Source organism: Kitasatospora sp. P5_F3, from assembly GCF_054049135.1.
In genome coordinates this window covers 1-4,305 of record NZ_JBFUMY010000157.1, presented here as the reverse complement: position 1 = coordinate 4,305, position 4,305 = coordinate 1, and the positions used below count along the sequence as shown (strand labels likewise).

Sequence of the window (4,305 nt, the reverse complement as noted above, 5' to 3'; positions counted from 1 at the left end):
TCCTCAACGTCACCAACGCCATCGCCCAGGGGGAACGTGAGCAGCTGCTGGAACGCTTTGGGGAACGTCAGGTAGACGTGTCCTGCGGAACGTGAGTACTCGTCCCGGATGGAGATCCCGGTGAGCTGATGAGCGGTACTGCGTCCCTCCACCGTCACTTCGAGCACGTTTTCGTATAGACGAAGCCTGCCGGTGAGTTCGCCAAGCAGTTTGCCGCGGCCTGGGTCGCGGAGGTGGGAGAGGCGCTGTTCGGCTTGGCGAACGCGGTGCCCGTGGTGGTTGGCCGCCGATGTCACCGCCGAGCGCGCCCTGTCGCGTTCCTGGCCCACCGTCTGCTCCAGCTGGCGCAGCTTCGCGCGTGCGGCCTGCAGATCACGTCGGTTGTTCTCGTGCTTGAGGCCGAAGGAGTAGCGGACGTGCCCGGGGTACTTTCCGATGTGCACCGCCACCGCGCCCCCGACCACCACCATCGCTACAACTATCCAGAGCGTGGTTCCCATCGGATCTCTCCCTCCCGGCAGCCGTTCTCGCAAGCACTGTCGCGCTGGCGCCGGTCTGTTCACGGTGTCAGTGGGTGGCCTGGGTTGCGGAGGCGACGAGGTCGAGGATGGCCTGTCCTGCCGGGGTGGCGGCGATCAGCACGCCGAAGACGACGCAGCTGAGGGCGCTCATCTTCTCGTCGATGCGCGTGCGCGGTGCGGTGTTGCGCATCAGGCGTATGACGATGATGACCCCGAGAAGAACGGACGCGCTGACGGTGTACTGCATTCCCCACCCCTGGTAACAAGCCGAAAGCTCTGGGTGAGCATGCCAGAGGATCGAGGCGGTGGGGGCAAGGTTTCAGAACTCTGTCGGATAGAGGCGTTCCGGTCGGCCGCCGAGCAGCGTGATCCGGTCAACTCCACGTCCCCGAGCAGTAGAAGTACCCGTTCCACGGCGGTCGCCCGTCGAAGGCTCCTACGATCGCGGGCACACCGTGCATCGAGGGGACACCATGGCGCGCAGGCCGGCACTACGACGACGCAGCGCCGCGCGCCGGGCCCAGCAGGCCCGCGACGACAAGATGCTGTTCCTCGGCCTCATGGTGGGTGGCGGCATCCTGGCGGTCCTCGCCGTCACCTGGCTTGCCCACCACTTGCTGCTCCTGCTCACGCTGCTGGCGCTCGCCCTCGCCGTCACCGGCGCGGTGATCCGACGGCGGCAACTGGCGGACCGCCGGGCCTTCGAGGCGCACGCCGCCCAGCTTCGGCACATCGGCCCGTTTCTCACCATGAGTCCGAAGGACTTCGAGCACGCACTCGCGGTGCTGTGCCGCCGCGACGGCTGCACGAAGGTCACCGTCGTCGGTGGAGCCGGCGACCTCGCCGCCGACGTCCTCGCCACCACCCCGACCGGCAAGCGCATCCTCATCCAGGCCAAGCGCTACGGACCGCGCACCTTCGTCGGCTCCCAGGACGTCCAGAAGGTCAACGGCACCTACCGTGACGTCCACCGATGCGACCTTGCCGTCGTCGTCACCACCAGCACCTTCACCAAGGCCGCAGCCGCGTTCTGCCAACAGGTCGGCATCCGCACCGTCGACCAACGAGCTCTCGCCCTGTGGGCCGAAGGAACCGGCAAGCCGCCCTGGAGCTGACTTGTGTGCCGGAGCCCAACACCGCGAGCTGGGGAGACTCGGAACCGATGCGAAGGTCCGCCGTCCAGCGCGAGCCGGTCGTCGACTGGCAGCTGCTGCGCAAGTTCCGACGACAACGGCTACAGCGAGGTCCGCATCAACACCGGCCGGGATGGCAGCGTCAAACTCAGCCGGTAGATCCCAGCCGGTGTCCGCGTCCTTGGACAGGCAACGGGGAGGAAGGTGGCCTCGCTACTTGGTGAGCCACATCTTGATGACCGCGGCCGGCGGAGGCACCTTCACGTAGTAGGGGGCGATGGCCTCGGCGATGGCTGCGGCGAGCTCGTCGACCGTCCGCAGCACGTACCGGGGCGGGGTGATCCAGATCCGGGGTTCGGCGTCGGGGTCGTCGTTATTGTGGATGATCTGGGCGTACAGATGCCCCAGGCCCGTCTCCCAGCCCCAGGTGCTGCAGTCGTCCCAGCCCGGCATGGAGAAGACCTCGATCGGGCCGGCGGGTGCGCCGGGCTCGGCGACGCGCCGATCGGGCCGCGGCGGGGCCGGGTTCGTGTAGGACGGGCCGTAGACGATCTCCCACACCCCCTCGGCCTGGTGCTCCAGGACGTCCATCGGGATGGTCGCCTTGAGGAGGCGCAGCTGCCGCCGGAACTCCTGCGGGGTGATGTCGAGCCGGGCCGCGTGGGCGGGGATGTCGCGGTCGCGGAGCTCAAGTCCCAGGACGAGTGGCGGGTCCTCGGCCCACGAGCTCTGCTTCGTGTGCTCGGCGAGCAGCAGGAACACCTGCCGGGTGGTCTCGTCCTCGATGCGAAGCCCCTGGACATAGGCGAGGGCCTGCGTGCTCATCCGAAGTCCCCTTTCAGCGAACCGTGATGGCCACGGTCGGTGTCTGCGCGCTCACGCTATCGCCCGTGGCGGCGGCCGTTCGTGGAACAACGGAAGCCGGCGCGGGTGAAGGCCGTCGGCCGGGTCACCGGTTGTCGTGCCTGCTCCTCGTCGGCGGGCTGTTCTTCCTCGGGATGCTGGCCTTCGACCGCCAGGCGCTGGACGGCGAGCCGGGAGACGAGGGCGCCTTCAGACACTGACGAGACGCTGACGCGGAAGCGCGAACCGCCGTCTGATGAATGACGGGTGGGTTGCAGTGTCTGGGTGTCACTGGTTTTCGGTGGTTGGTTCCGGGTTGGTGCTGGTGGGGGTTGCGCGTTGGTGAAGTGTGGTGTCGTCTTCGTGCCGAAGGAAGGCGTCGTGGACCGGTGAAGTTCTGGTGGCGCCTGCTATGACGGCGTGGTGGGTGGGCCCGGTGGCCGGCCGGGCCGGCGAGGGGGCCGCGGCGCCTACCAGGTGCCCTCCTGGGGGCAGACCTCGGCCAGGAACTCCAGCAGGTAGTCCGTCACCGGGTTGGGATCGCCGGCGAGCACCCAGGTGTAGAGGCCGGTGTGAGCCTGCGCGTCGATCCTCTGCAGGACGTAGCCGTCCACCAGGCCGTCGGTGCCCTGGCGCTCGCGGGCCAGGATCTGTCGGGGCCGGCCCGCCTCTTCGTCCAGGAGCTCGAGGTTCTCGGCGCCCGGGCAGTCCCGGAGCTGGTACACCCACTGCGTCTGCATGCCAACCATCCTTCCCTTGGAACCGGCGGCCACCCCTGATTCCGCCGCCCGCGCGGCCGCGCCTGCGGCCTGCCGGGCCCGGGGGTCCCTGGCCACCTCGGCCGCCGGCTACCTCGCCACCATCACCGCCATCGCGATCACCGCCGTCGCCGCCCCTACGCCCGCCCGCCGACGCGAGGCCGTGCCCTTCTCGCCCTCCTCCTCAGCCGCTGACCCTGATCGCCGCCAGGAGCAGTCGGCTCTCCCGCCGCCCACTGGAAGAGGTTCGTGCGCCTCGCCTTTCCGGCGGGCACTGACAGGCGAGGACCGACACGCGCGATGGTGGCGTCAGGCGGGCTGCGGGGTGGGCGTTGCCGGAGTGGCCGCGGCCTTGCGGGTCTCTCGCATTATCAGCAGGCCGTTGACCACCATCAGTGTCGCGGTCAGGCAGTGGACGCTGAACGCGGTGGCCACGGAGCCGTGGTGGGCCAGCACGGTGGTCATGTCGCCGTACGCAGCGAGGGCCTCCACCAGCAGCACCCAGCCCAGCGCCCGACGGTGGCCCGTCACCAGCAGGATGCCCAGGACCAGGGCCAGGACGACATCGCGGATTCCCTTGATGATCAGGAAGCCGCCGCCGTCGCCGGATGGCCAGCTCGGCAGGCCGAAGCCCGGCGCGGTCGTCTCCGGGCTCAGGATGAACTCCGTCCCGAACCAGAGGATGAAGAGGATGAAGGCGGCGGCCAGGACGGTGTTGATCTTCTTCAGCGACATTGTTTTTCCTTGCGAGTCTTCGTCGGCTTGGTGAGCTTCGTGGAGCTTGCTGAGCAGTTGTGGGATTTGAGTGGCAGCTGCATTCCTGGATGTCGGGCGTTCGGTGGCCCGCTGCCGCTTGGGGAGTGGGGATCGTGCATCGCCAGCGCGGTGTCGGTGCGCGGGCTCAGGCGAGGGCGGTGGCGAGCAGGGCGAAGGCGGCGACGATGACGGCGACGCGGGCGTAGTGGTAGCGGTCCCAGCGGTCGCTCTGCTCCCTCCAGTCCGCGGGCCGGTTCTCGGGGGTCCACGTCTTGCTCCGGTTGTTGATCGGGA

Annotated in this window: 7 protein-coding genes; 1 reads left to right on the top strand and 6 read right to left on the bottom strand. The window is 68.8% G+C overall.

Annotated elements, in window-relative coordinates:
- Positions 1-500: hypothetical protein (locus ACXJMZ_RS36765; RefSeq protein WP_457034342.1), on the bottom strand; the 500-nt coding region annotated here is incomplete at its 3' end.
- 67 nt (positions 501-567) lie between these two features.
- A complete protein-coding gene (locus ACXJMZ_RS36760) occupies positions 568-768 on the bottom strand; it encodes a hypothetical protein (protein ID WP_457034341.1) in 201 nt (66 codons plus the stop codon).
- A 226-nt stretch (positions 769-994) separates the two neighbouring features.
- Here ACXJMZ_RS36760 and ACXJMZ_RS36755 point away from each other — a divergent pair, with 226 nt between their 5' ends.
- Complete coding sequence (locus tag ACXJMZ_RS36755; protein ID WP_457034340.1) at positions 995-1,636, top strand: restriction endonuclease; 642 nt, start codon at positions 995-997, stop codon at positions 1,634-1,636.
- 231 nt (positions 1,637-1,867) lie between these two features.
- Here ACXJMZ_RS36755 and ACXJMZ_RS36750 read toward each other — a convergent pair whose 3' ends face one another.
- The 4 genes from ACXJMZ_RS36750 to ACXJMZ_RS36735 all read right to left on the bottom strand — a co-directional run.
- Positions 1,868-2,479 (bottom strand): hypothetical protein, encoded by a 612-nt coding sequence (locus tag ACXJMZ_RS36750; protein WP_457034339.1) that lies wholly within the window; start codon positions 2,477-2,479, stop codon positions 1,868-1,870.
- Between the two features lie 488 nt (positions 2,480-2,967).
- A complete protein-coding gene (locus ACXJMZ_RS36745; RefSeq protein WP_457034338.1) occupies positions 2,968-3,237 on the bottom strand; it encodes a hypothetical protein in 270 nt (89 codons plus the stop codon).
- A 327-nt stretch (positions 3,238-3,564) separates the two neighbouring features.
- Entirely contained in the window at positions 3,565-3,990 is a 426-nt protein-coding gene (locus ACXJMZ_RS36740; protein WP_457034337.1) for a DUF4267 domain-containing protein, read from the bottom strand.
- 166 nt (positions 3,991-4,156) lie between these two features.
- The coding region (locus tag ACXJMZ_RS36735; RefSeq protein ID WP_457034343.1) for an anthrone oxygenase family protein at positions 4,157-4,305 on the bottom strand (149 nt) is incomplete at its 5' end.

Bases quoted from the DNA above. Each gene is read 5' to 3' on its own strand.
- ACXJMZ_RS36760 (WP_457034341.1), bottom strand. From the start codon at position 768: ATGCAGTACACCGTCAGCGCGTCCGTTCTTCTCGGGGTCATCATCGTC.
- ACXJMZ_RS36755 (WP_457034340.1), top strand. From the start codon at position 995: ATGGCGCGCAGGCCGGCACTACGACGACGCAGCGCCGCGCGCCGGGCC.
- ACXJMZ_RS36750 (WP_457034339.1), bottom strand. From the start codon at position 2,479: ATGAGCACGCAGGCCCTCGCCTATGTCCAGGGGCTTCGCATCGAGGAC.
- ACXJMZ_RS36745 (WP_457034338.1), bottom strand. From the start codon at position 3,237: ATGCAGACGCAGTGGGTGTACCAGCTCCGGGACTGCCCGGGCGCCGAG.
- ACXJMZ_RS36740 (WP_457034337.1), bottom strand. From the start codon at position 3,990: ATGTCGCTGAAGAAGATCAACACCGTCCTGGCCGCCGCCTTCATCCTC.